18 protein-coding genes are annotated in these 16,040 nt (G+C 67.7%); 4 read left to right on the forward strand and 14 right to left on the reverse strand.

Features of this window, described 5'->3' with window-relative positions; all coding sequences use genetic code 11:
- Positions 1-17 precede the first annotated feature (17 nt).
- Positions 18-989 carry a Bug family tripartite tricarboxylate transporter substrate binding protein gene (locus ACSQ86_RS16290; RefSeq protein ID WP_436309146.1) on the forward strand — a complete coding sequence of 324 codons (972 nt, stop codon included), beginning with the start codon at positions 18-20 and terminating at the stop codon, positions 987-989.
- A 28-nt stretch (positions 990-1,017) separates the two neighbouring features.
- On the opposite strand, the gene ACSQ86_RS16295 is transcribed toward ACSQ86_RS16290, so the two are convergent.
- From ACSQ86_RS16295 to ACSQ86_RS16315, 5 genes are all read right to left on the reverse strand, one after another.
- A complete protein-coding gene (locus tag ACSQ86_RS16295; RefSeq protein ID WP_436309147.1) occupies positions 1,018-2,157 on the reverse strand; it encodes an ABC transporter substrate-binding protein in 1,140 nt (379 codons plus the stop codon).
- Between the two features lie 34 nt (positions 2,158-2,191).
- A complete protein-coding gene (locus ACSQ86_RS16300) occupies positions 2,192-2,908 on the reverse strand; it encodes an ABC transporter ATP-binding protein (protein WP_436309148.1) in 717 nt (238 codons plus the stop codon).
- A gap of 3 nt (positions 2,909-2,911) precedes the next feature.
- A complete protein-coding gene (locus ACSQ86_RS16305; RefSeq protein WP_436309149.1) occupies positions 2,912-3,670 on the reverse strand; it encodes an ABC transporter ATP-binding protein in 759 nt (252 codons plus the stop codon).
- 61 nt (positions 3,671-3,731) lie between these two features.
- On the reverse strand, positions 3,732-4,679 hold the full coding sequence (locus tag ACSQ86_RS16310) for a branched-chain amino acid ABC transporter permease (protein ID WP_436309150.1): 948 nt from the start codon (positions 4,677-4,679) through the stop codon (positions 3,732-3,734).
- Complete coding sequence (locus ACSQ86_RS16315; RefSeq protein WP_436309151.1) at positions 4,676-5,563, reverse strand: branched-chain amino acid ABC transporter permease; 888 nt, start codon at positions 5,561-5,563, stop codon at positions 4,676-4,678. The genes ACSQ86_RS16310 and ACSQ86_RS16315 overlap by 4 nt, the downstream gene beginning before the upstream one ends.
- 433 nt (positions 5,564-5,996) lie before the next feature.
- Here ACSQ86_RS16315 and ACSQ86_RS16320 point away from each other — a divergent pair, with 433 nt between their 5' ends.
- The 3 genes from ACSQ86_RS16320 (at position 5,997) to ACSQ86_RS16330 (ending at position 8,944) form a co-directional block, all read left to right on the forward strand.
- Positions 5,997-6,452: a nuclear transport factor 2 family protein gene (locus ACSQ86_RS16320; RefSeq protein ID WP_436309152.1), complete on the forward strand. Its 456-nt coding sequence runs from the start codon at positions 5,997-5,999 to the stop codon at positions 6,450-6,452.
- Between the two features lie 69 nt (positions 6,453-6,521).
- Entirely contained in the window at positions 6,522-7,724 is a 1,203-nt protein-coding gene (locus ACSQ86_RS16325) for a cytochrome P450 (RefSeq protein WP_436309153.1), read from the forward strand.
- Positions 7,725-7,819: 95 nt separating this feature from the next.
- On the forward strand, positions 7,820-8,944 hold the full coding sequence (locus tag ACSQ86_RS16330; protein WP_436309154.1) for an ABC transporter substrate-binding protein: 1,125 nt from the start codon (positions 7,820-7,822) through the stop codon (positions 8,942-8,944).
- Positions 8,945-8,956: 12 nt separating this feature from the next.
- Here ACSQ86_RS16330 and ACSQ86_RS16335 read toward each other — a convergent pair whose 3' ends face one another.
- The 9 genes from ACSQ86_RS16335 to ACSQ86_RS16375 are packed head-to-tail and all read right to left on the reverse strand — an operon-like array spanning position 8,957 to position 16,037.
- Positions 8,957-9,742: an SDR family NAD(P)-dependent oxidoreductase gene (locus ACSQ86_RS16335; protein WP_436309155.1), complete on the reverse strand. Its 786-nt coding sequence runs from the start codon at positions 9,740-9,742 to the stop codon at positions 8,957-8,959.
- Positions 9,739-10,983 (reverse strand): cytochrome P450, encoded by a 1,245-nt coding sequence (locus ACSQ86_RS16340; RefSeq protein WP_436309156.1) that lies wholly within the window; start codon positions 10,981-10,983, stop codon positions 9,739-9,741. The genes ACSQ86_RS16335 and ACSQ86_RS16340 overlap by 4 nt, the downstream gene beginning before the upstream one ends.
- Before the next feature lie 19 nt (positions 10,984-11,002).
- Positions 11,003-11,767 (reverse strand): SDR family NAD(P)-dependent oxidoreductase, encoded by a 765-nt coding sequence (locus ACSQ86_RS16345; protein WP_436309157.1) that lies wholly within the window; start codon positions 11,765-11,767, stop codon positions 11,003-11,005.
- 17 nt (positions 11,768-11,784) lie between these two features.
- Positions 11,785-12,573 (reverse strand): SDR family NAD(P)-dependent oxidoreductase, encoded by a 789-nt coding sequence (locus ACSQ86_RS16350; protein WP_436309158.1) that lies wholly within the window; start codon positions 12,571-12,573, stop codon positions 11,785-11,787.
- Positions 12,570-13,037 (reverse strand): DUF3237 domain-containing protein, encoded by a 468-nt coding sequence (locus ACSQ86_RS16355; protein ID WP_436309159.1) that lies wholly within the window; start codon positions 13,035-13,037, stop codon positions 12,570-12,572. Before ACSQ86_RS16355 ends, ACSQ86_RS16350 begins: the two co-directional genes overlap by 4 nt.
- A gap of 58 nt (positions 13,038-13,095) precedes the next feature.
- Positions 13,096-13,740, reverse strand: coding sequence for a VOC family protein (locus ACSQ86_RS16360; protein ID WP_436309160.1), 645 nt, complete (start codon positions 13,738-13,740; stop codon positions 13,096-13,098).
- Positions 13,741-13,768: 28 nt separating this feature from the next.
- On the reverse strand, positions 13,769-14,092 hold the full coding sequence (locus tag ACSQ86_RS16365) for a 2Fe-2S iron-sulfur cluster-binding protein (RefSeq protein ID WP_436309161.1): 324 nt from the start codon (positions 14,090-14,092) through the stop codon (positions 13,769-13,771).
- 32 nt (positions 14,093-14,124) lie between these two features.
- The gene (locus ACSQ86_RS16370; protein WP_436309162.1) at positions 14,125-15,162 is read right to left on the reverse strand and encodes a branched-chain amino acid ABC transporter permease; all 1,038 of its coding nucleotides are present in this window, start codon (positions 15,160-15,162) and stop codon (positions 14,125-14,127) included.
- Between the two features lie 2 nt (positions 15,163-15,164).
- Positions 15,165-16,037, reverse strand: coding sequence for a branched-chain amino acid ABC transporter permease (locus tag ACSQ86_RS16375; RefSeq protein ID WP_214683240.1), 873 nt, complete (start codon positions 16,035-16,037; stop codon positions 15,165-15,167).
- Positions 16,038-16,040 lie beyond the last annotated feature (3 nt).

Below are 16,040 nucleotides of genomic sequence, written 5' to 3' on the forward strand. Positions count from 1 at the left end.
ACAAGGAGACATTCACCATGCATCGACGCACCCTCCTCTCCCTGGCCGCCGCCGCCCTGGCGCCCGCGGCCTTCGCCCAGTCGACCTGGCCCAGCCAGCCGATCCGGCTGATCGTCCCCTACCCGGCCGGCGGCGGCACCGACTTCTTCGCGCGCCTGGTCGCGCCCGGCATGGGCGAGGCGCTGGGCCAGCCGGTCATCGTCGAGAACCGCCCCGGCGCTTCCGGCATCATCGGCGCCACCGCGGTGGCCAAGCAGTTGCCGGCCGACGGCCACACCTTCCTGCTGGGCGACATGACGACCTACGCCGTCAATCCCAGCATGTTCGAGAAGCTCTCGTACGACCCGCTGAAGGACCTGGTGCCGGTGACCATGACCGCCAAGTTCGACTTCGTGCTGGTGGTCAACCCCACCGTCCTGCCGGTCAGCAACGTGCAGGAACTGATGGCGCTGGCGGCGCGCACGCCGGCGGGGCTGAGCTATGCGTCGCCCAGCGTCGGCACCACCCATCACCTCGCGACCGAGTTGCTCGCCCGCGAGACCGGCATGAAGCTGGTGGCCATCACGTACAAGGGCGGCGGCCCGGCCGTGCAGGACCTGCTGGGCGGCCAGGTGGGCATGATGTTCCTGGACCGCGCCTCGGCCCGGCCGCACATCGAGTCCGGCAAGCTGCGCCCGATCGCCGCCGCGGGTTCGAAGCGCATCGCGGCCTACCCCAACGTGCCGACGCTGGCCGAGCAGGGCGTCAAGGGTTTCGAAGTGGAAGGCTGGCAGGGCTTCACCGTTCGCGCAGGCACCCCTGAACCGGTAATCCGCGCGCTGAACGCTGCTTATCTGAAGTCGATCGCGCCGGCGGAAGTGAAGCGCAAGCTCAACGAAGCCGGGATCGATCCGGTCGGCGGGACACCCGAGCAGTTCACCGGATACATCCAGGCCGAGACGGTGAAGTGGCGCGGCGTGGTGCGGGAGCGGAACATCAAGGCCGAGTAGGCGCCACCCGGCCTGCGCGAGGCGACGACTACGGTGCCGACACGAAGGCGCCGTTCTTCACCTGCAGGATCGCGGCGCCGTAGCTCGGCTGACGTCCCGCGTCGAGTGTCCACAGGCCGTCTCCGATCACGACCGGCACTTTGCTCGACTTGGCCAACTCGGCGCGGACCTTCGCACGGTCCGGGTTCGGGCCGGCGTTGCGGAGCGCCTGGATGCCGATCAGCGCGGTGCTGTAGCCCATGGCCGCCCAGTTGTCCGGCGCCGTGCCATAGCGGGCCTTGTAGGCTTCGGTGAAGGCGGCGTTCACCGGGTTGGCGCTGGTGGCGGCGTAGTCGGCCACCACGTAGGCGTTCTCGACCGCCTTGCCACCGGCCTTGATGAAGCCTTGCGAGGCCAAGGAGGCCGGCCCCATGAAGCGCGTCTTGGGATTCACGCCCGCCTGCAGCAACTGGGTGAAGAAGTTGGCCGACAGTTCCGCCGGCGCGGCGATGAAGACGGCATCGACGTCCTGCGCCGCGATCTTGGTGGCCAGCGGCAGGAAGTTGGAGTCCGAGGCCTGGATGCCCTCCTCGGCCAGGATCTGCGCGCCGCTGGATTTGAGCGCATCGCGCATGGCGTTCTTCTGCGCGATGTAGCCCTCGTTGCCCTGGTCGAAGACCACCAGCGCCCGCTTCACGCCGAGCTTCTCCACCGCATAGCGGCCCAGGCGCCCGGTGGTCTGCGTGGCCTGCGCGCCGACCTTGAACGACCAGGGGCCGGCATCGAGGATCTCGGCCGACGAGGAGGTGCTGATCATCGGGATCTGCAAGGCGTTCGACACCGGCGCGCCTGACACGGCCTCGACGCTCGTGGTCGGCCCGAGCAGCAGGATCGCGTTGTCACGGCGCGCGAACTGGTTGATCAGGTTGATGGTCTGCGCCTTGTCGCCGGCGGTGTCGCCCTCGACCATCTTGATCCTGGCGCCACCGGGCAGGCCCTGCTTGTTGGCCTGTTCGATCGCCAGGCGCATGGCGTTCTGGATCGGCACGCCGCCAAAGGCGTAGACACCGGTGGTCGCGTTGAACACGCCCACGGTCAACTCCGCACCCTGCGCCCACGCGGTGCCGGTTGCTCCGGCGGCGACCGCGGTCATGGTCGCCAGCAGCCAATGTCTGCGTGTCTCGTTCATTTCACTTGTCTCCTCATCAAGAATCTTCTGTTCATCACGCGACCAGGCCCGCGCGGCCGAAATAGTGATCGGCGATCACCGGGTCGTTCGCCAGGTCCGAGGCCACGCCCTGGTGCACGATGCAGCCCTGCTCCAGCACCGCGGCGCGATGGGCCGTCTGCAGTGCGAGGCGGGCGTTCTGCTCCACCAGCAGGATGGTCATGCCCTCGCGATTGAGTTGCACCAGTGCGCGGAACACGTCCTTGATGATCACGGGCGCGAGGCCAAGGCTGGGCTCGTCCAGCATCAGCACCTTGGGACGACCCATCAGCGCGCGGCCGATCGCCAGCATCTGCTGCTGGCCACCGGACAGCGACCCCGACAACTGTTTGCGCCGATCCTTCAGCACCGGGAACAGCGCGTGCACGCGATCGAGGTCGGCCGCGTCGCCGCCGCGCACGCCCGCCGCCTGCCGGCCCAGCTCGAGGTTCTCGGCCACCGAAAGCGGTGCGATCACGCGCCGCCCCTCGGGTACCTGGATGATCCCGGCGCGCGAGCGCAGGTGGGCGGCGCGGCGGCCGAGCGGCTCGCCCTCGAACAGGATCTCGCCGCCGGAGGGCACGATGCCCGACAGCGCATTGACCAGGCTCGACTTGCCGGCGCCGTTGGGACCGATCAGGGCGAAGATCTCGCCCTTCTTCACCGTCAGGTCCACGCCGCGCAGCGCCTGGATGCCACGGTAGTGCACGTCGAGGTTTCTGATTTCCAGCATGCCTCAGGCTCCCAGGTAGGCTTCGACGACCTTGGGGTCGCGGCCCACCGCCTCCGGCAGGCCTTCGGCGATCAACCGGCCCGAGGCCAGCACGTAGAGGTGCGCGCACAAGGACATGACGAAGCGCATGTTGTGCTCGATCAGCAGCACGGCGACGCCACTGTCGGCCACGCTGCGGAAGATGCCGGCCAGGCTTTCGGCCTCGGCGTCGTTCATGCCGGCCACCGGCTCGTCGAGCAGCAGCAATCTCGGTTCGGTCGCCAGCGCGCGCATCATTTCGATGCGGCGCTGGTGGCCGTAGGACAGGCCGCCGGCGCGGTGCTCGGCCAGCGCCGTCATGCCGAAGCGCTCCAGCAGCGCCATCGCCCGCTCGTTCATCCGCTTCGCCTCGGCGCGCGCGGAAGGCAGGCCCAGCAGGTTGGCCCAGAGGCCTGCCTTCTCGTGCCGGTGGAAGCCGGCCACCACGTTTTCGAGCACGCTGGCGTCGGGCACCAGGCGGATGTTCTGGAAGGTGCGGGCCACGCCGGCGCGAGCCAGGTCGGGCGCTTCTTCGCGGGAGACGTCCCTGCCGTCCAGCAGCACCTTGCCCGAGCTGAGGTGCAGCAGTCCGGTGATCAGGTTGACCACCGTGGTCTTGCCGGCGCCGTTGGGTCCGATCAGGCCGGTGATCTGTCCGGCGGGAACCTGCAGGCTCACCTTGTCGACGGCCGGCACGCCGCCGAAATGACGAGCCACATCCTGGAGGACCAGCGTAGCGGTCATTGGAGTACCTTCGTGCTGCGCACTGCGGTGCGAGCTTGCTTGGGGCGGCCCGGCGCGGCGCTCATGCGTGCACTCCTGCGTCGATCGACGAGTTGACGGGCGGCGCGCCCGCGCTGGCGGCGCCGCCGACCACCACGGTATCGGCCGGCAGGCGAACGGCCCTGCGGCGCAGCCGGCGGTCGCGCAGCATCGCGATCACGGTGTCGGCCACGCCGCGCGGCAGGTACACGATCACCAGCATCAGCAGGATGCCCTGCACCACGTTGCGATAGTCGGCGAACACGCGGAACAGTTCGGGCAGCGTGGTCAGGATGGCGGCACCCACCAGTGCACCCCACACCGAGGTGCGGCCGCCCAGCACGACCATCGCCAGCGTCGCCACGAGCATCCCGAAGCCGAACTCTCCGGGCGTGATGGCATAGCTGCTGGTGGCCTGCAGCGCGCCGCCCATGCCGGCCAGCAGCCCGGACAGGATGAACGCGATGCGGTGGTAGTAAGGCACCGAGATGCCCAGCGACACCGCCACGGTCTCGTCCTCGCGGATCACGTCCATGGCTCGACCCACGCTGTAGCGGCCCATGGCGACCAGCAGCAGCACCACGACCACGACCACCGACAGCAGCACGCCGGTGCCGGCCACCTTGGGAATGCCGTTGACACCCAGCGCGCCGTTGGTGAGGCTGACCCAGTTCTGCGTGCCCGAGAGCACGATCTGCACCAGCGCCAGCGTGGCCACTGCCTGGAACACGCCGCGAAGCCGCGACAACGGGAACGCCAGCAAGGCGCTGGCCAGGGTGCCCAGCACGGTGCCGGCAACGATGGCCGCGAACGGGGGCCAGCCGGCCTTGGTGATCAGCAGCGCACAGCCGTAGGCGCCCAGCGCGGCGAAGCCCGCGGTGCCCAGCGAGAACACGCCGGCGCGCAGCACCACGTACTGGCTCATCGCCAGCAGCGCGTAGACCAGGATGTGGTCGAACAGCGACTGGTAGGTGTAGAAGAAATTCATCATGCGCGTTGGATCCGCATCGCGGCGGTCGACCGGCCGAACAGGCCGGTGGGCTTGACCAGGATGACGATGAACAGGGCGACGAACACGACGGCCTCGGCGACGCCGGAGGAGACGTAGGCCACCGCAAGGGTCTGCACGATGCCGATGGCCAGCCCCGCGATCAGCGCGCCCGGGATGCTGCCGAGTCCGCCCAGGATGATGATCACGAAGGCGCGCAGCAGCAGCGGCTCGCCCATCGCGAAGTGCACCGAGTTGAAGACCAGGCCGATCAGCACGCCCGCCATACCGGCCAGCGCGCCCGAGATCAGGAACACCTGCATGTTGACCGGCCCCGGGTTGATGCCCAGCAGGCGCGAGGTCTGCTCCGAGTACGCGACAGAGCGGATGCGCTGGCCGAAGGTGGTGCGGTACAAGTACCAGACCAGGCCGAAAACCATCGCCACCACCAGGCCGATGATCACCAGTTGCAGCAGCTGGATGCGCAGCCCGAACACGGTGTAGACCACCACAGGGAAGGCATCGAACGGGAAGCGCATGACCGCGGTGTTGGAAACCTTCTGCGCGATCGCCAGCAGCACGAGGTCGGCCCCTATCGAGGAGACGATGGCCGAGAACTCCGGCGCATTGCGGCGGCGCAGCGGCCGGAAGGCGAACACGTCCAGCGCCACCGACACCAGCCCGCCCGCCAGCATGCCGATGAGCAGCGCCACATAGATCGGCGCGTCCAGCATGGTGACGGCGTACAACCCGGCGAAGGCGCCCCACATGAACACCGAGCCGTGAGCCATGTTCATGATGTGATTCACACCGAAGAGCAGCGTGAACCCGAGCGCGAACAGGGCGTAGACACTGCCTACGACCACGCCGTTGAGAAGTTGTTGCATCAGCATGCCGGAAGAATAGGAATGCAGGTGCCGGATGTATGTCCCCTTGCGGAGGTACGGACTTGCATGGGGTTTCGTGCGCCGGGATGCGAGTCCCCTGTCACGGGGACAGACGGCACCGCAACGCGTCATGACACTGCCGGGCATGCGACTGCTGTCCACCGATGCCTCGGCGCCAACCGCGGGACCCGTCACCGAAGCGAGCACGCGGTTCGATCCGTTCGAGCCGGCGTACGTGCTCGATCCCTACCCGCTGCTCGCGCAGCTGCGCGAGAGCGAGGCGGTGTTCTTCTGGTGGCGAGCGTCGCGCGCCACCAGCCCGGCCTCACGCTGGTGCCCGGCCAGGACTACCCCTACACCCCCAACACCTCCTTCCGCGCCCTGCGTCGGATGATGGTGGCCTGGTAACCCGTCATTCCCTGGAGAACCCAAGATGCGCTTCCCCCACCTGCCCGTCGAAGACGAGCTCGAGATCCGTTCGGTCTTCGCCCGCTACGGTCATCTGGCCGACGCCGGCGATCCAAACTTCGCCCAGCTGTTCACAGAGGACGCGAGCTGGACGCGCGCCAATTCGCCGCCCGCCGCGCAGGGCGGCAGCGGACTGCCGCCTGAAACCATCCGCGGCCGCGACAAGCTGCTGGCGCTGATGGAAGAAGTGATGAAAAAGAAATTCAAACAGCGCATGCACCACCAGATGACCGACTTCTACGTGGTGCCGGGCGCCAATGCCGACGACGCCATGGGCCATGCCCGGGCGCTGATCACGGACTGGCGCGACGGTCCCGGCAAGATCGCCATGTTCGGCAAGTACGACGTGCGCTTCCACCGCACCGACGTGGGCTGGCGCATCAGCGACATGACGGTTCGCGTGCTGCCTAGCGGGGATTGAAGCCATGAGCGCAGCGCCGGGCCGCCCCAAGCAAGCTCGCACCGCAGTGCGAAGCACGAAGGTACCTCAATGACCACCGTCCTTGCACCCGACGCGCCGGTCCTCGACGAGGATCCGTTCTCCGACGAGAACATCGCGGACCCGTACCCCTTCTTCGAGCGCATGCGCGAGCTCGCGCCCGCGGTCTTCATCGCGCCGCACGGCTACTACGCAGTGGGTCGGCACCAGGAGGCCGGGATCGTCGCCAGCGACTACGCCCGCTTCACGACCGAGGGCGGCGTGGGTATGAGTGACATCCGCAAGCCGGGCGCCTGGCGCACCCGCAGCCCGATTGCCGAACTCGATCCGCCGGAGCACACGCGAGTGCGGGCCGCGCTGCAGAAGATTCTGTCTCCGCTGGTCATCAAGACCTGGAAGGAGAAGTTCGCCCATCGTGCCGAGGAAGTGGCCGACCACGTGGTCGCCAAGGGCACCATCGACGGGGTGGCCGACATCGCCGAAGCCTTCGTGCTCGACGTCTTCCCCTCGGTGCTGGGCGTCAACGTGCCGCCCGAACGCATCAAGCTGACGGGAGAGCTCAACTTCAACCAGATCGGGCCGAACAACGAGCGCGTGGCCCGCACGCTGGAACGCGCCGGGCCGATCATGGACTGGTACCAGCAAGTCCTGCAGCGCGAATACATGTTGCCGGGCGGCTTCGGCGAGAAGATCTACCAGGCCGAGGACGCTGGCGATTTCGATAAGGGCACGGCGCCCTTCCACGTCCGTACCTTCTTCCGCGCCGGAGTCGACACCACGATCGCCGGCATCGGCTCGACGCTGAAGCTGTTGTCGGAGCACCCGGACCAGCTGGCCAAGGTGCAGGCGAACCCGGCGCTCATCAAAGGGGCATTCGAAGAGGCGCTGCGGATGGAATCGCCGGCGCAGGTGATGTTCCGCACCACCACCGCAGAGGTGGACCTGAGCGGCGTGCGGCTGCGCGCCGACACGAAGGTCGGCTACCACATGGGTGCCGCCAATCGCGACCCGCGCCAATGGAAAGACCCGGACCGCTTCGACGTGACGCGCCAGACGACCGGCGTGCACCGCGCCTTCGGCGTGGGTGCGCACGTCTGCATCGGGCAGATGATCGCGCGGCTCGAGGCCGAATGCATGCTCGGCGCGGTGCTGCGTCGTGTTCAGCGCATCGAGCCCGCGGGCCCGGCGCGCTGGCGACCCGTGAATACACTGCGCACGCTGGACGTGCTTCCCCTGACGCTCGTCGGCGCCTAGGGTCGCGCCGTCCCCTGACACGGGGACAGACGCGCCCGGCGCGGGCATCCACACTGCCGAAGAGTTTTCGAGCACAAATGGAGACAACCATGCACATGCAACGCAGAGCCGCCGTGGCCGGCGCGCTTCTTCTCGCCAGCGGCGGCCTTGCCTTCGGGCAGGGCAAGGACATTCCCGTCGGCGTGTTCAACGCCCAGACCGGCACCTACGCCTTCGGCGGCGTGCCGATCCAGAACGGAATGAAGCAGGCGCTGGAAGAGGCCAACGCGCAGGGCTTGCCCGGTGGCAACAAGTTCAAGGTGTTCGAAGGCGACACGGCCGGCGACAAGGGCCAGACCATCAACCTGGTCAACCAGTTCGTGAAGCGCGACAACGTCATGTTGATCCTGGGCCCCACCATCAGCGGCGAAGCGCTGGCCGGCGCGCCCGTCGCCAACGATCTGAAGGTTCCGATCCTGGCCATCGGCAGTTCGCCCGGAATCCTGGCCACCGGGCCATGGGCTTTCAAGATCCAGGCCACGCCGGTGGACATCATGGGTTTCCTGGGCAAGCTGGCGGTGGAGAAGCTGGGCGTCAGTCGCATCATCCTGCTGCACGACCAGAGCAACGACGGCTACGTCGGGCAGAAGACCGCCCTGGCCGACTACCTGACCAAGGCGGGCGCGAAGATCGTCGCCGACGAGAAGTTCGTTTCCTCCGAATCCAACTTCTTGGCGCTGGCCACCAAGATGGCCACCACGCCAACCGACGCCATCTTCATCGCCGCCCCGGCCGAAGTGACGGCCAACCTGATCCTGCAGATCCGCCAGGCCGGCCTGGACTCCAAGGTCAAGTTCATCGGCCCCTCCACGCTGGGCTCGCTCGGCTTCATCAAGGCCGGCGGCAAGGCGGTGGAAGGGACCTACGTCGTCTCCGACTACTCGCCCAACAATCCGGCGCCGATGAACCAGGCTTTCGTCAAGGCTTACCAGGCCAAGTACAAGGCCGTGCCCGACAACTGGGCGGGCATGGGTTACGCACTCGGCCAGGTGGCGGTGCAGGCGGTGAAGAACGCCGGCCCGGACCCGGACAGGACGAAGATCCGTGACGAGCTGGCGAAGCTGAACAAGGTGCCGATGGTGCTGGGCAATGGAATGTGGAGCGTGGATGCGGGACGCAACCCGAGCTACGGCGGTGTCCTGCTGCAGGTCAAGGACGGCAATTTCGTCGCCGTCCAATGAGGCCGTCCAACGTCAAGCGGTCATGCCGCCGTCGACGTTGTAGACCCCACCCGTGATGAAACTCGCCTGCGGCCCCAACAGCCAGAACACGAGGTTCGCCACCTCCTGCGCCGTTGCGGCCCGCCGCAGCGGCTGGTTCAGGAAGTGCTGTTTCAGCGCCGCTTCCGCCTGCTCCTCGGTTCGCCCATCCACCCGGAAGGTGCTGCGCAGCAGAGGCGTGTCGATCGGCCCCGGGCAGATCACGTTGATGCGGATATCGTGCGGTGCGAATTCCAGCGCCGCCTGCTGCGTCATGCGGATCACCGCCGCTTTCGACGCGCCGTAGACACCCAGCCCGGCCTCGGCCCGGCTGCTGCGCTGGCCAGACACCGACGAGGTGTTGACGATGGTGCCGCCACCCTGCGCCCGCATCACCTTGCCCACCGCTTGCATCCCCAGCAGCACGCCGCGCACGTTGACCGCGAAGATCCGGTCGAAGTCGGCCATGCGGAAGTCCAGCAGCGAGGACTGCGGGCCGACGATGGCGGCGTTGTTGTGGAACAGGTCGATGCGGCCCCATTTCTCCACCGTGGCATCGGCATAGCGCTGCACGTCGGCTTCCAGCGCCACGTCGGCCTGCAGCGCCAGCACTCGACTGGCGTCCAGCCCGTCCAGCGCCCGGTCCAGCGACAGGACATCGCGGTCCACCACCGCCACCTTGGCACCCGCATCCAGCAGCTGTCGCGTCAAGGCCAGGCCAACGCCGCTGGCGCCGCCGGTGACCACTGCCACCTTGTCCTCGAAAACGCGAGCACTCATTGCAGCGTCACCCGCAGCGCATCCGCCGCGCGGAACACGAAGGTGTGCATGTGCTGCGCCGTGTCCGGCTGCACCAGCCTCATATTCGGGAAGCGCCTGGAAAACTCCTCGAACACGATCTTCATCTCCAGCCGCGCCAGCGGCGCGCCCAGGCAGAAGTGCACGCCGTTGCCGAAGGTGAGCTGCTTGCGCGCGTTTGCGCGCCGGATGTCGAAGCGGTGCGGATCGGGGAACACCTCCTCATCGCGATTGGCCGAGGCCAACGACAGCATGATCGGCGCGCCCTTCGGGATCGTGACGCCGCGAATCGCCACGTCCTGCAGCGCGATGCGGCGCCAGCCGATCACCGCGCCGGCATAGCGCATGCCCTCCTCCACCGTGTTGGCCGCCAGCGTCGGGTCGCCGCACAGCGCCTCCCATTGGCTGCGGTTTTCCAGCAGCGAGCGGAAGGTGTTGGTCAACTGGTTGGTGGTGGTCTCGTGGCCGGCGAAGGCCACGCCAAAGGTGTGGGTGATGATCTCGGGGATGCTGATGACCGCGTCGTCGCCATTGCGCAGTGCCAGCATGGTGCTGGTGAAGTCGTCGCGCGGCTGCTTCAGGCGGTCCTCGACGAGGGCCGCACAGTATTGCCAGAAGGCGGCCATGTTGCGCGCACCTTCCAACTGTTGCTCGTGCGTCGCCGGGCTGAAGTCGATCACGCTGCGGGCGCCGGCCCATTTCTTCACGTTCGGGATATCCGAGTCGGGAATGCCCATCAGCTTGAACACGACCTGTGCCGGCAATTCATAGTTGACCTCGCGCAGCAGGTCGACCTCGTCCTTGCCTTCGATGCGCTCGATCGCTTCGGCCACCAGGCGGCGAATGTGCGACTCCAGCTTGACGAACTCGCGCAGGTTGAGCTTCTGGCTGGTGACGGCACGGGTGCGCTTGTGCACATCGCCGTACAGGGTCGAGTGGCTGGCCGTCGAGGCATAGCCCTCTTCCTTCAGGATCGCCATCGCCTCCGGGCTCATGGGTGTGACCGGCCGCGTGGTGTTCTCCGACGAGAAGCGCACGCCGTCGTGCAGCACCGCGTAGACGTCGCTGTGCCTGGTCAGCACCCAGTAGCCGATTTCCTCGCACCAGAAGACCGGCTCCGTGCGCCGCTGCACTTCGAAGGCAGCGTGCAGCTCCGGGCTGTAGTACGGCCTGAAATCCCTGGTGGCGGCGGCCTGGAACGGACAGCCTGCGGTCGTATTCATTCGTGGTTCTCCTGTTTGTTCAGCGCATCAACATGCCGCCGTTGACGTCGAGGGTGGCGCCGGTGACGAAGCCGGCGCCGGGCGACACCAGGTACGACACCGCGGCAGCGATCTCCTCCGGCAACCCGATGCGCCCCAGCGGCACTGCCGCCGTGCCCAGGTACTTCCCGTCGCCGCTGCCGGTGGGCACCGTCTGCTGCAGCATCGGGGTGTCGATCGGGCCGGGCGCCACCGTGTTGACCGTGATGGCCATCGATGCCGCTTCGCGCGCCGCGACCTTCGACAAGGCCAGTACCGCGCCCTTGGACGCGCTGTAGGCCGAGCCGCTCTGCATGCCGCCCATCTGTCCGGCCAGCGAGGCCACGGTGACGATGCGGCCGTGTTCGATGGTGCGCCCGGCACAGCGGCGCAGCATCTCGCGCACGCACAGGAAGGTGCCGCCGGCGTTGACGCGCATCACTCCCTCCCACTCCTCCAGCGTGATGTCCACGGTGGGCAGCCGGCCCGGCACCGGATGGGCGCTGAGGATGCCGGCAAAGCACGCCAGCACGCCGATGCGGCCCAGCTTCTGCTCTACCGTGTCGAAGGCTGCGCGGACGCTGCCTTCGTCGGCCACATTGCAGGCCAGGCCGATGTGTCCGCTGCCAGGCAGCGTCGCGGCGGCCCGTTCGGCAGCCTCCGCGTGCAGGTCGGCCACAGCAATGGTCAGGCCGTCTTCGGCCAGCTTGCGGGCGCTGGACAGCCCCAGCCCGCCCGCGGCGCCGGTGACGAGTGCGATGCGCATGAAATGTCTCCTGGAGTTCAGCGGTCCGGATGGGCGTCCACCCAGCACTGCACCAGCGCCTCGCTGATGTAGGCGCTGGAGGTCTGGCCGCCGTCCACCGCCAGCACCTGGCCGGTGACGAAGCCGGCGTCGTCGCTGCACAGGAACGCGGCAGCGCCGGCAATCTCTTCGGGCATGCCGGGCCGGCCCATCGGCGTGGTGCCGACGATCGTGGCCTGAAAGCGTGCCGTGTTCAGTCGGCCTGCGGTCTGCGGCGTCGCGATGATGCCCGGCGCGATGGCGTTGACACGGATGCCCTTGTCGGCGTAGTCGGCGGCCAGGTTGCGGGTCAGGCCGATCACGCCGGCCTTGGCCATCGAATACACGGCCTGCCGCCGATACCCCACCAGCCCGAGCGTGGACGCGATGTTCAACACCACGCCCCTGGATTGGATCAGCGCCGGCAAGGCGGCGCGGGTGATCATGAAGGTCGCCTTCTGGTTGATGTCGGCGTACTTCTGGTAGTCGGCGTCCGTGGTTTCGTGGAACGGCGGGCAGTTGCCCAGCCCGGCGTTGTTGACCAGCACGCGAATGCCGTCGAAGTGGCGCAAGCACTCGTCGACGATCGCTTGCGGCGCGCCGTCGGCGGTCACGTCGGCGACGAAGGTGCGCAGCGTTTCCGAACGCGGCAGCGCGGCCAGGCCCTCGTCGTTGATGTCGATCGCCAGCACATGGGCGCCCTCCTCGTGCAGCCGCAGCGCGATGGCGCGACCGATGCCCGAGGCGGCGGCGGTGACGATGGCCGGACGGCCGGCAAAGCGCTTCATGCCACTTCCCAGACGTCGTACACGGGCCCGTTGGGCTCGCGGGTGCCGGTGCCGATGGCGATCTTGTCGTTCAGCCATTTGAGGCCGGGAGCGGCCGTTTCGAACTGCACCGCAACGCGGAAGTAATCGGCGCCGCGCGGGATGGGCTCGCGGTTGACGATCTTGTTCATGATCTCCGGCGTCGGCCCATTGCGGCGGCCGCTGTAGGTCATGTAGATCAGTTCGCCGGCACTGGTTTCGAGCACCAGGCGCACGTCCAGGTGCAGGCCGCCGTCGGGCCGCTCCAGTACCACGTCGGCGCCGCCCGGCAGCACCCGGCCGCGCAGGCGCTCGCCTTCGAAGTGGCCGCCGCTGACGCACATCACGCGGCGCGTGTAGCCGTGCGGCACGGCACCCACCAGCTGAGGCGGCGCATCGACATCGGCCTTGATGGTGAACAGCGGGCGCAGTTCGATCGGGGTCACTTGATAACCTCCGTGCTGCGCACTGCGGTGCTATTCGCCTTGGGAGCGGCTCGGCGTCTCATGCCGGCTCTTTTTTTGCGTAGCGCTTGCGCACATCCTTGATGAGCTCGAGCAGCGCCTCCGGCACGTCGCGCCCTTCGGCCTTGGCCTTTTCCTTGCAGTCTTCCCACAGTTTCAGGTCGGCGTAGCCCTTCTCGGTGTGGCGGTTCCACTCCTTGTCCAGCGGGGTGGTGATCTCCAGCCGGATGCCGGCGGGGTCATGGAAGTAGATCGACAAGATCAGGCCCTTGTGGTCGGTCGGCCCGATCACGTCGACGCCTTGCGACTTGAGCCACTCGTACCACCTCAGCACCTCGGCGCGATCCTTCGCCTCCAACGCGATGTGGTTGAAGATGTCGTAGGCAGGATGGCTGGACTTGGAGGGCGGCGGCACGCCGGGGGCCTCGAAGAAGGCCAGCGTGGAGCCGTCGCCCATGCGGAAGAAGATGTGGAAGTAGGGGATGGCGTCGCCGGTGGACGGCACGCTGTCGTCCAGCACCGTGCTGGCCAGCTCCATCCCCATGATGCGGGTGTAGAAATCCGTGGTGGCTGCGGCGTCCGGCGTCACCCAGGCCGCGTGGTTCAGCATCATCGGCGTGAGGCCGGGGTTGGGGGTCAGTGCGACCTTGGGCTTGGCGCCGGAATGGGAAGCAGTGGCTTGCATGGGAGTGATCTCCGGTTAGGTTCGGTTCTTACAGTTGTGGATCGGCGATGCGCACGGCGATGCCGTCGAGCGCGTCGGTCATGACGATCTGGCAGGACAGCCGGCTGCCCGCTTCGCGCGGCGCGGCGGTGTAATCCAGCATCTGGTGCTCGGTATCGACCGGCGGCGGCAACAGCGCGGTGAATGCGTCGTCCACGATCACGTGGCAGGTGGCGCAGCTCATCACGCCGCCGCAATCGCCGACGATGCCGTTCAAGTCGTTGGCCGTGGCGGCCAGCATCAGGCTCTGACCGTTGGCGACCTCGACTTCGTCGCGTTCGCCGTTGGGATGGATGTAGATGACGCGGGGCATGGTCGTGACTTTCGTTGAGGCGCGCGCCGCCGTCAGTCCCCTCGCCGGGGACGTTGGCCGCGGGTGCGCAGGCGGCGCAGGCCGTCGCGCACCAGGCCGACGAAGCCCTGCGGCATCAGGAACATGCACAGGATCAGGAAGCCGGCAAAGATGGCCGAGGGCGCGGATTTCGAGATCTGGTCGGCGACGTTGGGGATGAACTGGATGAAGGCGGCACCCACCAGCGCGCCCGAGATCGTGCCGAGGCCGCCGACGACGGCGCCAACCAGGAAGAAAACCGAGACGAACATGCCGAAGCTGTCCGGCGCGACGAAGGCCGTCGCGATCGCGCCCAGCGAGCCGGCCACGCCGGTGTAGAGCGCACTGATGCCGAAGGTCATGGCCTTGACGTAGGGCACGTTGATGCCCATGGCGGAGGCGGCGATCGGCTGCTCGCGGATCGCGATGGTGGCCCGGCCCAGCCGGCCGCGCAGCATGTTCCAGGCGCATACGAACAGGAAGGCGGCAATCGCCAGCACCACCAGGTAGAGCCACTGGTCGGCCGACAGCTCAAGCCCGAAGGGTGCTTCCGGCTTCAGCAGGGTGATGCCCTGCACGCCGCCGGTCCAGGGCTCCAGGGCCTTGTGTTTGAGCAACTGCGGCGTGGCCAGCGCGAGCGCGAAGGTGGCGAGCGCCAGGTAGTGGCCCTTGAGCCGCAACGCCGGCCAGCCGAACAGGAAGCCGAAGGCGAAGCAGACGACGGCCGACACCGGCAGCGTGGCCCACCAGGCGAAGCCGCCGTGCTCCATCAGCACCGCCGTCACATAGGCGCCCAGCGCGTACAGCGCGCCGTGGCCGAGCGACAGCTGGCCGTTGTAGCCCACCAGCATGTTCAGCCCCAGCACCGCGATCGCCGTGATCAACGTCATGGTCGCGAGGAAGATGCGGTAGTCGGACAGCACGAAAGGCACGGCCAGGGCGGCGAGCACCAGGGCGCCGAGAGCGACCGGGCGCCACGACCATCGCGCGGCAGTGGCGGGCGGTGCGGCCGAGCGGGAGGGCTGGCTGGAGGAAACGGGCAGTGTCGACATGCTCACACCCGCGCGACGAGCTTGCGGCCGAAGATGCCGGACGGCCGGATCAGCAGCACGCCGACGATCAGCACCAGGGCCAGCGAGAGCTTGAGCTCGGTGCCGACCACGTAGGTGCCCGCCAGGTTCTCGATCACGCCGACGATCAGGCCGCCGGCCACCGCGCCCCAGGGGTTGTCGATGCCGCCCAGCAGCGCCGCAGCGAAGGCGTAGATCAGCACGCCCCCCATCATGTTGGGCTCGAGGAAGACCACCGGCGCCACCATCAGCCCCGCGACTGCGCCGATGAGGGCCGACAGTCCCCAGCCGAGCGAGAGCATCAGCGATACCGGGATGCCGGCCAGGCGCGAGGACACCGGATTTTCTGCCGAGGCGCGCATCGCAAGGCCCACCTTGGTGAAGCGAAGGAAAGCGTAGAGGATCCCCATGACCAGGAGAACCACGACGACGGTCCCCAGCTCGTGGCCGGAGATCAGCGTCGTGCCGCCCGGGACCTTGTCCGGGAACGGGCTGGGGAAGGGTTCCAGCTGGTGACCGAAGATCCAGCCGGCCAGCGAGTTGATGCCGACGAACAAGCCGATGAAAACCACGATCACCGACAGCTCCGGCACGTCGCCCAGCGGCCGCAGCACAAGGCGTTCGATGGCGAAGCCGGCCACGAAGCCGAAGGCCAGCGTGGCGAGCGCGGCGGCCCAGTAAGGCAGACCCCACTTGAGCAGCAGGAAGGCGATGAAGGTGGAGAACATCGCCATCTCGCCCTGTGCGAAATTGATGTGATGGGTGGACTGGTAGATCATCACCAGCGCCAGCCCCAGGCAGGCGTAGATGCCGCCCATGGCGATGCCCGAGGCGAGCTGTTGCAGCAGGCTGTACATGGG

The organism is Variovorax sp. LjRoot130 (assembly GCF_964253755.1).
In the GTDB taxonomy this organism is placed as follows: Bacteria; Pseudomonadota; Gammaproteobacteria; order Burkholderiales; family Burkholderiaceae_C; genus Variovorax.